A 14906-nucleotide genomic window follows, 5' to 3' on the forward strand; every position below is an offset into this window, starting at 1 on the left:
TTTTCTAAACAATAATTTGTAAGCGTTGTCAAATAAGAACTTTACATGACAGGGGGTTCACACATTAATCGTACTGCGACTGTAAAGCTGCTTCATCAAAGTTGGAACTCTAATGAAACCGTGTAAATGGTAGAAAAGAATAATAGACAATTAGTTGGAGGGATTATATGACAAAGTTTAATTATCCACCAGAAATCGCGAAGTTAGGACATGTGGCATTAGTGTCCGCAGATTTAGAAAAATCATTATGGTTCTTTAGAGATGTGATCGGGCTAGAGGAAACGAGAGAAGTAGATGGCGTTCATTACTTAAGAGCTTGGGGGGACTTCGAGCACCATACGTTATCCATTACAGCTGGACCAGAATCTCGTATTGACCATATCGGTTGGAAAGCAAAGCGTAGTGAAGATGTAGAAAATTTTGCGACGCTACTTCAAGATGCAGGCGTAGAAGTAGACAAAATTGTTGCGGGTGAGGAAGCCGGTCAAGGGGATGCCATTCGTTTCGAGTTGCCAAGTGGCCATCGTTTTGAAATTTACTTTGAGATGGAAAAACCAGAGCCGGAGCTTCATCGCAAGGCCGTCTTAAAAAATCAAACGTATAAAGCGTGGGCAAAAGGGATTTCACCACGAAGAATTGACCATGTGAATCTAGCAACAAGTATGGATTCTAAAATTATTACAGACTTCTTAGCTGAAAAACTAGGATTTAAAATGCGCGAATATTTAGTAGCACCAGATGATAGCCAAATTTCTGGTTGGATGAGTGTTACACCATTAGTGCATGATGTAGCCATTATGAAAACGCAAACGGCAAAAACACCACATGAATTGCACCACTTATCGTATTGGCTAGATAATGCGCAAGATGTATTACGTGCTGCAGATATTTTATGCGAACATGAAATTGTCTTTGTTGGCCCAGGAAAGCATGGAATCTCTCAAGCGATGTACATTTATGTAAAAGACCCAGGCAGTGGCGTACGTTTAGAGATTTTCTCAAATGGTTACTTAATTTTCGAACCAGATTGGAAGCCAATTAAATGGACATTCGATGAAATGTCAACGGGCTTCACTTATTGGGGAGAGCAATCAGGCTTAAACAACCCGAAAGATGACGAAACAACTTTAACTGCTGGCTTTATTAGATCGAGTGTGAAATAAGTTCAGAGACTTTAAGCATAGGAACGAATAAGGACAAAACGCAATTCAGTCGCATGAAGGAATTGCGTTTTTCTTACAAATACAATCGATTTATGAATAAATACAAAGGTGAAAGGGGTTATGAGAATGGTTCTAGAAGTGAAAAGTGTTGATGTTTATAAAACGTTAATGGAAAGTGCGAAACGAATTGGGCAAGCAGCAGAAGCGGAGTCAGTGCAAGCAGATCTCAATTCAACAATATCTGAAAATATCATCAACTTAATACGTGAAGAGGGGATTAATAAATTAATCTTACCGAAGCGTTTCGGTGGACCACAGATTGATTTCACCACTTTTGCAGATATGGTGAAAGAAGTTGGCTATTATAATTTATCGGCGGCTTGGATCACGTACTTCTTCTCTCTTCATAATGCATGGGTAGCCTATTTACCAGAGCATCGTCAAAAAGAAATTGTTCAGTCGGGAGGCTTACTGGCAGATATCTTTGCTCCTATTGGAAAACTTGAAAAGGTTGATGGCGGATTTATCATTAGTGCTAGATACAATTTTGTGAGCGGTATTAAATATGCAGGTTGGGTTGGTGTGGGTGCCTTACATCAAAGCGAGGGTTCAGATAAAAAGACGATGCACGGGTTTGTTATTAATACGAAGGAACTTGAAATAATCGAAAATTGGAATTCTTTGGGATTAAGAGGATCTGGAAGTCATACAATTATTGTAGACAATGTTTTTGTTCCAGATGATATGGTTATTGATTTAGGGGCAATGGCGGCAAATCGTAAACCAGACCTTAAGGATTATGATGAAGATTATTTATACTATAATGCTCCATTTCATCCTGCTTTCTTTGTTGGGTTCCCTGCAATGGCAATTGGTGCTGCAGAACGAGTACTCGACGAATTTAAAAAGTCAACAAAAGGGCGCGTACGTATGAATGGGGAACAAGAAGTGGCAAGTCCACGAAGTCAACGGGTTTTAGCAACTTTAACACTAAAATTGCAATCAGCGAAAAGCTTAATGAAAACATATATTGAAATGCTTGAGAATGACGAAGGAGTTCATCCGAGTGAATTTAAAGCGATTCGCGCGGAAATTATTCAAAACTGTGTAGATATTAGTGTAAAAACGATCCTAACACTAGGAGCCTTTGCTTTAGTCAAAGGGAATCCAGTTGAAATGATTACACGTGATTTAATTGCCATTGGAACACATGTAACTTCATTATATGAAGATGCTGTAGAAGCTTATGGTAAACATTTATTCGATTACCCATCACCAGTATTGGGGTAATAATTTTAGGTAATTTTGAGATTAAGTTGTAGACAGACTCGGGCATTTCGGGGGTGTTTACAACTTCTTCTTATTTTAAAAAGATAAGGGTGAGGGGAATGTCACGCAATACGAAAATAATTCTTTATTTATTAATGTTTAATGCGTTTATCACCATGGGAGGGTTAGGAATCATTATCCCTGTCATGCCATCCTATTTGCATATTTTCAACGCGGGTGGTCAGGTTTATGGTTTGTTAATTGCGACCTTTTCCTTTGCCCAATTAATTATGTCTCCAGTCGTAGGTGATTTGTCTGATCGTTTTGGCCGAAAGAATTTTATTGTTATGGGTCTAGTCATCTATGGGATATCACTGATCCTGTTCGGTGTTGCAAATGCGCTTTGGTTATTATTTGTTTCTCGTTTACTTAGTGGGGTAGGAGCAGCATTTGTCATGCCAACGATTTTAGCATATGTTGCTGATATTACAACGGTGGAAGAACGTGGGAAGGGCATGAGTTTAGTTGGTGCGGCCATCAGTTTTGGTTTTACAGTTGGTCCAGGAATTGGTGGAGGCTTATCGGGAATTAATTTAGAATTTCCTTTCTATTTTGCAGGTGCGATGGCCATAGCGGCAGCAATTTTTTCATGGATTTACATACCAAATGTTGAGCGCAATACAAACATCCAAGTGATACGACCGCGCGAAAATTTAGTGAAACAATTAATCACTTCCGTCAAAGTACCCTATTTTGTCTTTTTAATCGTAGTTTTCACCTTTAGTTTCGGGATTGCAAATTATCAAGCAACGATGTCGTTATATTTAAATGATAAATTCCAATATACACCGTTTTTAATTTCAATTATTTTTACTGTCGGTGGATTTGCAGGGGTCATTCTCCAATTATTCATAATGAATAGATTATTTAACCGATTTGGTGAAGTGAAGATTATTCTATTTAATTTAGTCATGGCTGCCGTTACATTATTCTTACTCATCTATGTGAATCACTTTTTCATCATTTTATTGGTAGCTAGCTTAAACACAGTTGCAGCAACGTTTATTCGACCTGCAGTAAATACGGTCATAAGTAAAAGTGCTGGGGCCGAGCAAGGGTTTGCAGCGGGTATGAATAATGCGTATATGAGTCTTGGAAACATGGTTGGACCAATTTGTGCAGGGTTCTTGTACGATTGGAAGATGGAGTCACCTTATATATTTGGCGCATTAATTCTATTAAGCTGTTTTGTACTAACATATTTTTGGAGCATGAAGAAAACCATTCATCCTGTGTTAGAGACGAAGGGGGTTCATGAGTAAGCTATCAATTTTTCTGACAAAAGCTATCTCTTTAAAAGAGATGGCTTTATTTTTTTGTAATGCAAATCTTCGCAGATTAGTGATCATCATCCCAACCAAATATACAAGATAACATAAAGTGAAAAAAAGAGAGATTTTTATTTAATTAACGATAGGTCCTAGGATTTCTAGATTTAAACTTCTTCGATGAAATTATTTCAAAGTTCATTCATAATTCTGTAATTTCTGAAAATATTAATTGTATAATATAAAGGACACGATCAAACATAAAGTGTTAATAGTTAACTCCCAAATCTAATAGAAGAAAAGGAGAATAATAAATGAATAAACAAGTAGCCATTGTAACTGGAGCAGGAAGAGGAATTGGTAAAGGGATAGCCGAAAATCTAATTAAAAAAGGGTATAAGGTTGCACTAGCTGATATTTTAGAAGATGTGCTTACTGTGGGAGAGTCATTTGGTGATGAACTAACTGCCAAAGGCTATCAACTAGATATCCGTAACAAAGATCAAGTGAAAAGTTTTATGGAAGAGGTTAACTCACATTTCGGAAGCGTAAATATTTTAGTAAATGTTGCAGGGACATGTAATAGAAAAGCCTTTTCTGAGATGACATTAGAAGATTGGGACTTGGATGTTGCAACAAACATGACCGGGACATTTCTGATGTGTCAATCCGCAATCTATCCCTATATGAAAGAGGCTGGATTCGGACGGATTGTTAACATTGCTTCTGTTTCAGGCCTGACAGGTGGTGTAGGACCGGTATATGAAGATGGATCAGGTGGGAGATCTGGCATCGCATACGCAGCTTCAAAAGCAGGTGTGATTAATATGACAAAATGGATAGCTAGAGAAGTGGGGAAATATGGTATCACATGTAATGCGATAGCACCTGGTGTAATTCGAACAGAGATGACGAAAGATGCGTATTATGATTTTTCAAATCAACCTATTCAAAAATGGGGAGAGCCTCAAGATATTGCTACAGCAGTGAATTTTTTAGTCAGCAAAGAAAGTTCATTTATAACAGGCGTATGTTTAAATGTTGATGGTGGTTCCACAATGGTTTAGACCAAATTTTATATAAAGTGCCATCGTTTAAGATTTTTTAAGCACATCCCTTTTCCGATTTTTCGACCTATCTATGAAACAGAAAATAACAATGCCATTTTAAACCTACAAGTGCATTTTCGTGCTTCATTGGCAGCGGTTAATGCACTTGTTTTTGTACGTATTGGATTATACATAAATAAATTAATACATTCGAAATCTAAATCATCATCTGAAAATGTAAAAGCTAAAGCAAGCTATTGATTAACCCGACCACTAAATCTTGTAACATCCAAATAATTAATAGAATACATCCAGAATTGGTAATCGTATCACCAATTCCACCAGTTTTAAATGTTGCGATATGAAAGGTTTTCGAGGTAAAAGGATAGAAAAACGGAATACCTCTTTTATTCATCATGTCTAACAACAAATGGCTGAGCATTCCAACACCTAAACCTATGACAAAGGAAAGTGAAACGTCTTGCATGATGCCGCTTAATTGCAACGTTAGGAAATACAGGAATGCTGTAAATGCTATGACAACGATCGGAGTATGTACAATTCCACGATGCCCAAAAGTTTTACTAATCATGAAAGAAGTCATTCTAAGTCTTCTACCAATATAGCTTTTTGGATGGTCAATATCTGGGAGAAGTGAGCCAAAAAGTGCCCCACAAATGACAGCGGTAACGCCAACAATCTCTTCCACTATTCCACTATACTGAATTGTTTCCATTAAATATTTAGCGGTAGCAATTCCTACTGTCAAGCCCACTGATAAATGCGCGGGTTTATTCATTCATTATATTCTCCTTCAATTAATAATTTGCTGTGAATCTACTAGGTGAAAAAGAGGAGTGAGATTCAAGTTTATTTTCTTAGGATGAATCGGCCTCGGGTATTCATTATATTAGAAAACTTGTTAATTGAATACTATTTGTGAGAATTAAGGGGAAAGTGGCATGAACGTTGTATCAGGATTTTGAAAAAATAAGAATAAATTTTTTGTAAAAACAAAGTAAATATAGGTATATTCGTACAACTAAAGTTATACATTTAATCATCACTAGTGAAAAAGGAGGATGGGGAATGGGAGTTCGATTCATTAAAATAGCAAGTGTTTATTTTGCTATTGCGGTGATATTAGGACTTGTAATGGGAATAATTCATAATTTTGCATTTTCCTCTGTTCATGCCCACATAAATCTCTTAGGATGGGTTTCTATGGCTCTTTTCGGAATTATTTATTGTCTTTTCCCAAACGCAGGAAAAACAAAATTGGCAAACACGCACTTCTGGCTTCATAATATCGGCTTACCTATTATGCAAGGGTCTCTATTTTTACAAATACTCACAGGTAATGGTGGATTAACTATTGGAATTATCATCGGTTCTCTGATTGTAGTATTAGGTGTATTGTTATTTGTCTTTAATCTATTAAATAATGTACGTTCAAGTTAGAGTAATAGAAGAGGTGCTTCCTGTTCATAATGGACAGAAAGTGCCTTTTTGTTTGAAATATGTTTTATTAGGTAGAAAAAGCGATGTACGATAGAATATAAAATAAAGGCACGCTAAGAATGTAAAATGCAATTCTCAAAGTATAGTTGAATTGTTATACTATTGATATTGGGCTTCCAAATTAACCCATATAAGACGTGTCTTTGTAAAGTAAATCTAAACAGTTAGTTCGTCAACATAAACTAAAGAGGTGTTTAATATGAACCATTGGCAAATGATCATTAATGGTAAAGAAGTAGATACAAAAGAAAAAATTGAAGTATCCAATCCTGCTACTTTAGAAGTAATAGCTACAATACCTAATGGCGGAAAAGCTGAAGCAGTGCAAGCAGTAAACGCTGCAGCAAACGCATTGAAAGCATGGTCACAAAAGACTGCCAATGAGCGTGGTCAGTTATTAATGAATTGGTTTCATTTAGTTGAGCAAGAGAAGGAAGAAATCGGTAAACTTATGACAACAGAACAAGGCAAGCCTTTAGCTGAGGCAATTGGCGAAGTGAATTACGCAAATAGTTTCATTTCCTGGTATGCAGAGGAAGGGAAGCGTGTTTACGGAGAAACAGTGCCAGCTTCTGCCTTAAATAAAAGATTGCTTGTTCAAAAGCAACCTGTTGGAGTTATTGCGGCGATTACACCTTGGAATTTCCCAGCTGCCATGATTACGCGTAAAGTAGCCCCTGCCTTAGCTGCTGGATGTACAGCTGTTATCAAACCTTCAGAATATACGCCATTAACAGCCATTCGATTAATTCAACTTGCAAAAGAAGCAGGTATTCCGGATGGTGTGTTAAATGTAGTGACAGGTGATGCGCAGGAAATTGGTTCAGCATGGATGGAAGATTCACGAGTCCGCAAAGTTTCATTTACAGGGTCGACAAAAGTCGGGAAGTTATTAATGCGACAAGCGGCTGATACAGTAAAGAAAGTATCATTAGAGCTTGGAGGTCACGCTCCATTTATTGTTACGGCAAATGCGGACCTTGAAAAAGCGGCGAAAGGCTTAATTGCTTCTAAATATCGAAATGCGGGTCAAACTTGTGTTTGCGCAAATCGTGTGTATGTTCATGAATCGGTTGAAAGAGAATTTATCGAATTCTTTAAAGCTGAAGTAGGGAAATTAAAAGTAGGGAATGGCCTAACAGAGCAAGTAGATATTGGACCTCTTATTAATGAATCTGCAGTCAAAAAGGTAAAAGACCATCTTGAGGATGCAGTTAACAAGGGAGCGTCATTAGAAATAGGTGGAGAAAGTGTCCCTTCAGAGAAAGGATATTTTGTTACTCCAGCTGTTCTTACAAATGTTTCGGATGATATGAAATGTATGACGGAAGAAACATTCGGACCAATTGCACCAATCACAACATATAAAACGAATCAAGAAGTAATTGAAAGAGCGAATAACTCTCCATATGGCTTAGCTGCTTATATTTTTACACAAGATTTAGCAGAAGCGATTGAAATTTCTGAAGGTGTTGAATATGGAATTGTAGGCTTAAATGACGGAGTTCCTTCAACAGCTCAAGCACCATTTGGCGGCTTTAAAGAAAGTGGATTAGGTCGTGAAGGTGGCCATTGGGGAATAGAAGAATACTTAGAAACAAAATATATCTCCATTGCGTTTTAATTTTCCGGTTGTGTATTTTAAATAACTAAAGAGGATGGAACATTGGCCTTACTTTATTTTATAGAATTTTAAGTTGAATGAAATGGAGGGACCGCGACTCCACCGGGAACAGCACGAGCAGAAGATCCACTAAATGGTGCCTTTCGTCATAGGCGCCATTTAGTTAGCTGAAGCCGTGCCCGGGGAAAGCGTCGGTCCCGGAATAGAAATCAACGTTTCCAAGGATTACACTCAATTGTAAAATAAAAAAACTATAGACAAACTCTATTTTTAAGGGTTTGTCTATAGTCTGAAAACATTTTTCTCGATAAGAAAAATGTTTTTTTAGTTTTGTCCCCAGGCTTTCTACTTTGTTAATTCCACTTAAAAAAGCAAGATTATTGATTTAAAATGCTGTCCTCTAAAACCTCTGATTTATCACCATAAACTTTCATGATATGATTTTCTCCCCAATTACATAAAGAATTTAAAATTCCTTCTAAACTCTTTCCATATTCACTTAGTTCGTATTCAACTTTTGGTGGAACTTGATTATACACAATGCGATTAATGACGCCATCGTCTTCAAGTTCTCGCAGTTGTTGTGTGAGCATTTTTTGCGTGATATTTGGCATAAGGCGTTTTAGTTCACTTGTTCGTTTCTTACCATGTGTAAGATGACAAAGAATGACGCATTTCCATTTACCACCAATCACTTCTAATGTAGCTTCTACCGATATGTTATATTTCTTTTTTTGCAAATTTGACTCCTCCTGTATAGGCACTAAAAAGTACCTATATTACTTTTAAGTGTCTATATCACTTTAAAGTGCGTACTTTTATTTGTAGTTTGTATAATCCATAATAACATTTGCCGGCTGATTCTTACTAGACTTCATTTTAAAAAGTTTAGGATGAATCATTTACAAAAGGAGGTAACATGATGGCTTTAGGTAAAAAACAGAGTACCTTGGCATTACTCGCGTTAGCAGTTAGTGCATTTGCAATAGGTACGACCGAATTTATCAGTGTGGGATTACTACCACTGATTGCTGAAGATTTAACAATACCGGTAACAACTGCAGGGTTAACGGTTTCTTTATATGCTCTAGGAATTACTTTTGGAGCACCTATTTTAACATCTTTAACATCGAAAATACCACGGAAGACGTTACTACTTGGAATTATGATTGTATTTATTATCGGAAATAGTCTTGCTGCTATTTCTACTTCAATTGGTATGTTACTAGTTGCGCGTGTCATCTCATCATTTTCACATGGTATTTTTATGTCAATTGGTTCAACGATTGCTGCGGATTTAGTTCCTGAAGATCGTAGAGCAAGTGCAATTTCTATTATGTTTACAGGTCTTACCGTAGCAACCGTTACAGGTGTACCATTTGGAACGTATATAGGGCAACAAATGGGGTGGAGAGCTGCGTTTATTGTCATTATTATCATTGGCGTCATTGCTTTGTTGGCAAACGGCATTCTGATTCCATCGACTTTACGAAAAGGAACAAAAACATCCTTCCGCGATCAAGTTAAGCTTGTGACAAATGGTCGCTTATTACTAGTGTTCATCATTACAGCATTAGGTTATGGTGGAACATTTGTTGTATTTACTTATCTTTCACCCTTACTTCAAGAAATTACAGGTTTTAAAGAACAAAGTGTGGCAGTCATTTTATTAGTTTACGGAATCGCTATTGCATTAGGCAATATGATTGGAGGGAAATTATCCAACAAAAATCCAATTAACGCCTTGTTTTATATGTTTATTGTACAAGCAGTTGTCTTATTTATTTTGATGTTTACTGCACCGTTTAAAATTGTTGGTTTAGCTACAATACTTCTCATGGGTCTGTTTGCATTTATGAATGTGCCAGGACTTCAAGTATATGTGGTGATGCTAGCAGAACGCTTTGTTCCAAGTGCTGTTGATGTAGCGTCAGCAATCAATATTGCAGCATTTAATGCAGGGATTGCGATGGGCTCTTATTTTGGTGGGCTTATTACAGATTCTATTGGTCTTATCCATACTTCTTGGATCGGGGCACTCATGGTTTTAGTGGCAGCTATTCTAACTTGGGTAAGTAGAAATTTTGAAAAAAAGGATCAACAAGCAACATCTTAAGTTGAAATCGAGAGTTGCATCTAATGATGGTGGGACTTTTAAAATATAAACAAAAAACTTGGAGGAATAAAACATGATGAAAAATTTACAAGATACAACAACTTTGCATAATGGGGTAAAAATGCCTTGGTTTGGACTTGGTGTTTTTAAAGTAGAAGAAGGTCCGGAATTGGAAAATGCTGTGAAGTCAGCGATCAAAAATGGATATCGAAGTGTGGATACAGCAGCGATTTATGGAAATGAAGTAGGAGTCGGCAAAGGGATTCAAGCAGGCTTAAAAGAAGTAGGGATCGCTAGAGAAGACTTATTTGTCACTTCAAAGGTTTGGAATTCAGATTTAGGATACGATGCAACAATTGCAGCATATGAACAAAGTTTAGAGAAACTGGGCTTAGAGTATTTAGATCTATATCTGATTCATTGGCCAGTTGAAGGAAAATACAAAGATGCATGGAGAGCACTTGAAACGCTTTATAAAGAAGGACGAGTGAAAGCAATCGGTGTAAGTAATTTTCATATTCATCACTTAGAAGAATTAATGAAAGATGCTGAAATCAAACCAATGATCGATCAAGTGGAATACCATCCAAGATTATCTCAAAAAGAGCTACAAGCATTTTGTCAGGAACATGGAATCCAACTTGAAGCATGGTCGCCATTAATGCAAGGTCAACTGCTGGATAACGAAGTTTTACAAGACATTGCATCTAAACACAATAAATCAGTAGCACAAATTATCTTGCGTTGGGACTTACAAAATGGCGTTGTAACGATTCCTAAGTCAACAAAAGAACATCGAATTATTGAAAATGCCAATATATTTGATTTTGAATTAACAAATGAGGAAATGGAAGTTATTCATGGGTTAAATCAAAACCTTCGTGTAGGTCCAGACCCGGACAATTTTGATTTTTAATATTGAATAGTTAGGTTTGAATTGAGCATTGGACAACACCATTTACTATAGAAAAAATGGTGACAAACTGTAAATAAACTCTTAAAAAGTAGAGTTTGTTTACAGTTTTTTTAAATTGTTGATTTCCATTCCGGTACCGACGCTTTCCCCGGGCACGGCTTCAGCTAGCTAAATGGCGATTCATCGGGAGGCGCCATTTAGTGGATCTCCCGCCCGTGCTGTTCCCGGGGGAGTCGCGGTCCCTCCATTCCAATCAACTTATCATTACATGAAATAAAGTGGGGCAAAAAATATGATGAGCAATAGTTACATTCCCCGAAATTTTCCACTTATTTTATCTTTTATATGTCATACATATCTCTTAAATAAGTTAACATACCCATTAATTCTCGAAATCATATCTAATCCAGATGGGGGAGTGGTTGGTTCCCCAATAGGAAATTCAAAACCAACTGGGACGTCACTTCGAAAATGTTTTAGAATTCTTTTAAGATCAAGTTCATTTTCGCCAGGTGGACGCAGAGGTTGAACAGTTGGCGGGTTTGTTGTACAGTCGACATCTTTAATATGAACATATTCTACATAGTCTTTTAATTTTGAAGTTGCTTCATCTGGGTCAATATGATTCCAAACCCAATTGCCAATATCAAATGTGAATTTAATTGGAATGCTTGATTCATCACATTTTACTAAAAACGCATGAATCTTTTCTAGATCACCAGCTGGCTGTTTTTGTGTATTTTCTATTGTAATTTTCAACTGAGTAGGGAACTGTTCATCTTCAAATGCAAGTTTAATAGATTCCAAGTCACATTGGTTCTCATCGTAATGACCAAGAGAAAACTTCACAAGTTGTGCCCCTAATAGTTTTGCTTCCATCAGCGCTGTAAAAAACTCAAATTCATTAAATTCAAACTGCTCATTCCACAACTCAATCGGTGTAGAATAAATACATGCTAAACTATGAGATTTCAAGGCCTCTCGTAAATTGCTTAATTCAGCCTGTTCAAACTTAAGTAACTCTCGTCGAACTTCCAATCCATTCGCTCCACTACTACCAATGGCAGGTAAGTAGGCTTGATGACCATTTTCCTTTACCTGATCTACACCGAATGAATTAGCAACTAGAAAGATAGAATTCATTTACACCTCTCCTTTACCTATGAATAAGATGTGTTTTCCATTTATAAACCATGAAAATAAAATATGATATCAATCTATGTCAAATGACTAGAATTTAGCATTGTATGATAATTCGCTTGATGAAGGGGGGAATGTAATTTCTGTTTATTGATTTTCACTTAATATTATTGTAACTTTAGTCGTAGAATTAGAATTGTTAGAATCTTTAAAATGAAATGTAATATAATAGATTCCCCTGAAGGAGGGTACTCGATGCAGCGATCAAATGATGCAACTACTATTGTAAAAGAAGTGTTTCCAGTAAACTTTAACGATCTACAAGAAGCCGTGGAACAAAAGATTCCAAAACCGAATTATGATTACATAAAAGGTGGAGCCGGTTCAGGTCAAACGATGAGAAATAACCGACAAGCCTTTGAAAGCTATTCATTTATCCCTCAGTTATTGAATGACACATCAGCTGTAAATACAAGCATTACTCTTTTTGGAAAAACTCATCCTACACCTTTTATATTCGCACCTGTCGGCATGAATTTATTAGAACATCCAGATGGTGAGCCGGCTGTAGTGAAGGCGGCAGCGAAATTAAAAATGCCGTATTCACTAAGCACAGTTTCAAGTTATTCACTTGAAGAAGTAGCTAGCGCTGCCCCAGAACATACGAAATTCTTCCAATTATATTGGTCGGAGGAGGATGAATTAGCGTTAAATATGGTTTCCCGTGCTGAAGCAGCAGGGTATGAAGCAATTATTTTAACGATTGATACTACAGTGAGCGGATGGCGTGAAGGGGATCGAAAAAATCAATTCTCTCCAATTTTACATGGTTATGCAAAAGGGAATTACTTACAAGATCCAATCTTCCTAAAGGATTTAGAGAATGGTAAATATAAAGATTTCGTCGATGGGGTTTTACGTAATGTAAATCATCCACATTTAAATTGGTCCCATGTAGAAAAATTAAGAAAACATACGAAACTTCCAATTTTACTAAAAGGTGTATTACATCCAAATGATGCTGTCAAAGCCTTGGAAATTGGAGTGAATGGTCTTATTGTTTCTACTCACGGAGGACGACAATTAGATGGAGTTATTGGTAGTCTAGATGCACTACCGAACATTGTAAAAGTGGTAGGCGGTCAAGTGCCAGTACTCTTTGATAGCGGAATCTATAGTGGGTTAGACGCATTCAAAGCATTAGCTTTAGGCGCGGATGCAGTTTGCGTTGGTAGACCATATGTATATGGACTAGCTTATGCAGGCCAAACGGGAGTCGAGACAGTGATGTCGAACTTTTATGATGAATTAGTTACTACAATGCAATTAGCTGGTGTAAGTTCGATTGAGTCACTACAGAAAATTGAGTTGATTCAACGCGGATAAAAAATTTTCTAATAAAGTCATCACTTGAAAACTTTATGAATATGAATGAGATTAAGCTTACAAATTCAACTCTTGTAGGCTTTTAATTTTTTAATCTACAGAACCTCAATCACAAAATATAGCACACGAAGTATTTTGTTCTGAATTGTCCGATAATAATAACGGCTTTGAAAGCGCTTTTTTATACGCTAAGTTTGGATACAAAATCCACAATCCAGTAAACATAGTGAAGGGGGAGATGAATGTGGAAAAAATAGAAATGCAACCTGTTCGCGAAAAAGTAGTGACCGCATTAAGAAAGGCAATTTTTGAAGGTGAATTAGTCGATGGTCAGGAAATTACGCAAGAAGAAATTGCTAATAAACTAGGGATTTCAAGAATGCCTGTCAGAGAAGCATTCAGAATTCTTGAAACAGATGGATTACTAAAAATCATGACTAGAAAAGCAGTGGTCCTTGCATTCACCGAGGATGATTTCAAGGACAATATGTTCATTCGAAGCGTCATTGAGGGGGAAGCAGCAGCCCGTGCTTGTATTCATCACAGAGATTTTTCTAGATTAGAAGAAATTCAAGAAAAAATGAAGGAAGCAATCAAAAAGCAAGACTTAGAAACCTATGTCCAAGCAAATATAGATTTCCATGGAACCATCTGGGATTATTCCCAGTCGAATCGTTTCAAAGTGCTATTAAATCAAACTTTCAACGGCATTATGTTCGATATCCCACTGCTCGTACCGGGTCATATGGAAAAATCAATTCAAGAGCATGAAAAGATAATCGAAGCATTAAAATCAGGTTCTCCAGAAAGAGCAGCGGAAGCAATGAGATATCACATCAGTCGTGGAGCAGGTAATTTCGTAGACTATCGATCTCAATTTAATTTTAAAGATGAATAGATTCAAATTTAAACGTTTATATCGAGGGAGTGAACCTATGAAAAATATCTCGATTTATATTTCGTTAGTGTTATTAATCTTCTCCGGGGTCATGCTTTTTGACTCATTCAAGCTCGAGTATGGGGGCGATTATGGACCGGGAGCTGGTTTTTTACCTGTGTGGGTAAATGGCATTTTATTTATTCTAACTTTTATTCTCTTCATCATGTCCTTCAAAAAAGATATACGACTTATCAAAGATGTTTTACCACAACACAAAGAGCGTCTTCACTTACTCATTACGATCTTATCTCCTATTTTATTTTTAACCACTTTAAATTTTTTAGGATTTACTTTAAGTTCCATCCTCGTCCTATTTTGTTTATTTGTTTTAAGTTTTAAATGGTATTGGAGCGCAACGTTTGCGTTTATTGTATCTATTGTCATTTTCTTTGTGTTCAAAGAATTATTAAGTGTTCCATTACCTGTTAATCAATTTGGTTGGTAAAAAGTCGAC

General features: G+C 36.7%; 14 protein-coding genes and 1 pseudogene. 11 read left to right on the forward strand and 4 right to left on the reverse strand.

Features of this window, described 5'->3' with window-relative positions; translation table 11 throughout:
- The first annotated feature begins 167 nt into the window (after window positions 1–167).
- From JOD29_RS03240 to JOD29_RS03255, 4 genes are all read left to right on the forward strand, one after another.
- Window positions 168–1163 carry a VOC family protein gene (locus JOD29_RS03240; protein ID WP_124761461.1) on the forward strand — a complete coding sequence of 332 codons (996 nt, stop codon included), beginning with the start codon at window positions 168–170 and terminating at the stop codon, window positions 1161–1163.
- 126 nt (window positions 1164–1289) lie between these two features.
- On the forward strand, window positions 1290–2453 hold the full coding sequence (locus JOD29_RS03245) for an acyl-CoA dehydrogenase family protein (protein WP_124761459.1): 1164 nt from the start codon (window positions 1290–1292) through the stop codon (window positions 2451–2453).
- 98 nt (window positions 2454–2551) lie between these two features.
- Window positions 2552–3754, forward strand: a complete 1203-nt coding sequence (locus tag JOD29_RS03250; protein ID WP_124761457.1) for an MFS transporter — start codon at window positions 2552–2554, stop codon at window positions 3752–3754.
- A gap of 320 nt (window positions 3755–4074) precedes the next feature.
- Window positions 4075–4827: an SDR family NAD(P)-dependent oxidoreductase gene (locus tag JOD29_RS03255; RefSeq protein ID WP_124761455.1), complete on the forward strand. Its 753-nt coding sequence runs from the start codon at window positions 4075–4077 to the stop codon at window positions 4825–4827.
- Between the two features lie 226 nt (window positions 4828–5053).
- Here JOD29_RS03255 and JOD29_RS03260 read toward each other — a convergent pair whose 3' ends face one another.
- On the reverse strand, window positions 5054–5608 hold the full coding sequence (locus JOD29_RS03260) for a metal-dependent hydrolase (RefSeq protein ID WP_124761453.1): 555 nt from the start codon (window positions 5606–5608) through the stop codon (window positions 5054–5056).
- Window positions 5609–5898: 290 nt separating this feature from the next.
- Between JOD29_RS03260 and JOD29_RS03265 the strand changes: the two genes are divergently transcribed.
- Window positions 5899–6270, forward strand: coding sequence for a cytochrome-c oxidase (locus tag JOD29_RS03265; protein WP_124761451.1), 372 nt, complete (start codon window positions 5899–5901; stop codon window positions 6268–6270).
- A 259-nt stretch (window positions 6271–6529) separates the two neighbouring features.
- A complete protein-coding gene (locus JOD29_RS03270; protein WP_124761449.1) occupies window positions 6530–7954 on the forward strand; it encodes an NAD-dependent succinate-semialdehyde dehydrogenase in 1425 nt (474 codons plus the stop codon).
- A 377-nt stretch (window positions 7955–8331) separates the two neighbouring features.
- Here JOD29_RS03270 and JOD29_RS03275 read toward each other — a convergent pair whose 3' ends face one another.
- A complete protein-coding gene (locus JOD29_RS03275) occupies window positions 8332–8694 on the reverse strand; it encodes a winged helix-turn-helix transcriptional regulator (protein ID WP_124761447.1) in 363 nt (120 codons plus the stop codon).
- Between the two features lie 182 nt (window positions 8695–8876).
- On the opposite strand from JOD29_RS03275, the gene JOD29_RS03280 reads away from it, so the two are divergent.
- Both JOD29_RS03280 and JOD29_RS03285 read left to right on the forward strand, forming a co-directional pair.
- Window positions 8877–10070, forward strand: coding sequence for an MFS transporter (locus tag JOD29_RS03280; protein WP_124761445.1), 1194 nt, complete (start codon window positions 8877–8879; stop codon window positions 10068–10070).
- A gap of 73 nt (window positions 10071–10143) precedes the next feature.
- The gene (locus JOD29_RS03285) at window positions 10144–10986 is read left to right on the forward strand and encodes an aldo/keto reductase (protein ID WP_124761443.1); all 843 of its coding nucleotides are present in this window, start codon (window positions 10144–10146) and stop codon (window positions 10984–10986) included.
- A gap of 10 nt (window positions 10987–10996) precedes the next feature.
- Here JOD29_RS03285 and JOD29_RS20790 read toward each other — a convergent pair.
- Window positions 10997–11122, reverse strand: a pseudogene (locus JOD29_RS20790) (HIG1 domain-containing protein); the annotation flags it as partial.
- Window positions 11123–11334: 212 nt separating this feature from the next.
- The gene (locus JOD29_RS03295) at window positions 11335–12129 is read right to left on the reverse strand and encodes a sugar phosphate isomerase/epimerase family protein (protein ID WP_124761441.1); all 795 of its coding nucleotides are present in this window, start codon (window positions 12127–12129) and stop codon (window positions 11335–11337) included.
- A gap of 252 nt (window positions 12130–12381) precedes the next feature.
- Here JOD29_RS03295 and JOD29_RS03300 point away from each other — a divergent pair, with 252 nt between their 5' ends.
- From JOD29_RS03300 to JOD29_RS03310, 3 genes are all read left to right on the forward strand, one after another.
- Window positions 12382–13512 (forward strand): alpha-hydroxy acid oxidase, encoded by a 1131-nt coding sequence (locus JOD29_RS03300; protein ID WP_124761439.1) that lies wholly within the window; start codon window positions 12382–12384, stop codon window positions 13510–13512.
- Window positions 13513–13756: 244 nt separating this feature from the next.
- A complete protein-coding gene (locus JOD29_RS03305; RefSeq protein WP_158610493.1) occupies window positions 13757–14410 on the forward strand; it encodes a GntR family transcriptional regulator in 654 nt (217 codons plus the stop codon).
- A 37-nt stretch (window positions 14411–14447) separates the two neighbouring features.
- Window positions 14448–14897 carry a tripartite tricarboxylate transporter TctB family protein gene (locus JOD29_RS03310; RefSeq protein WP_158610492.1) on the forward strand — a complete coding sequence of 150 codons (450 nt, stop codon included), beginning with the start codon at window positions 14448–14450 and terminating at the stop codon, window positions 14895–14897.
- Window positions 14898–14906 lie beyond the last annotated feature (9 nt).

The sequence above is a fragment of the Lysinibacillus composti genome, from assembly GCF_016908465.1.
Taxonomy (GTDB): Bacteria; Bacillota; Bacilli; order Bacillales_A; family Planococcaceae; genus Ureibacillus; species Ureibacillus composti_A.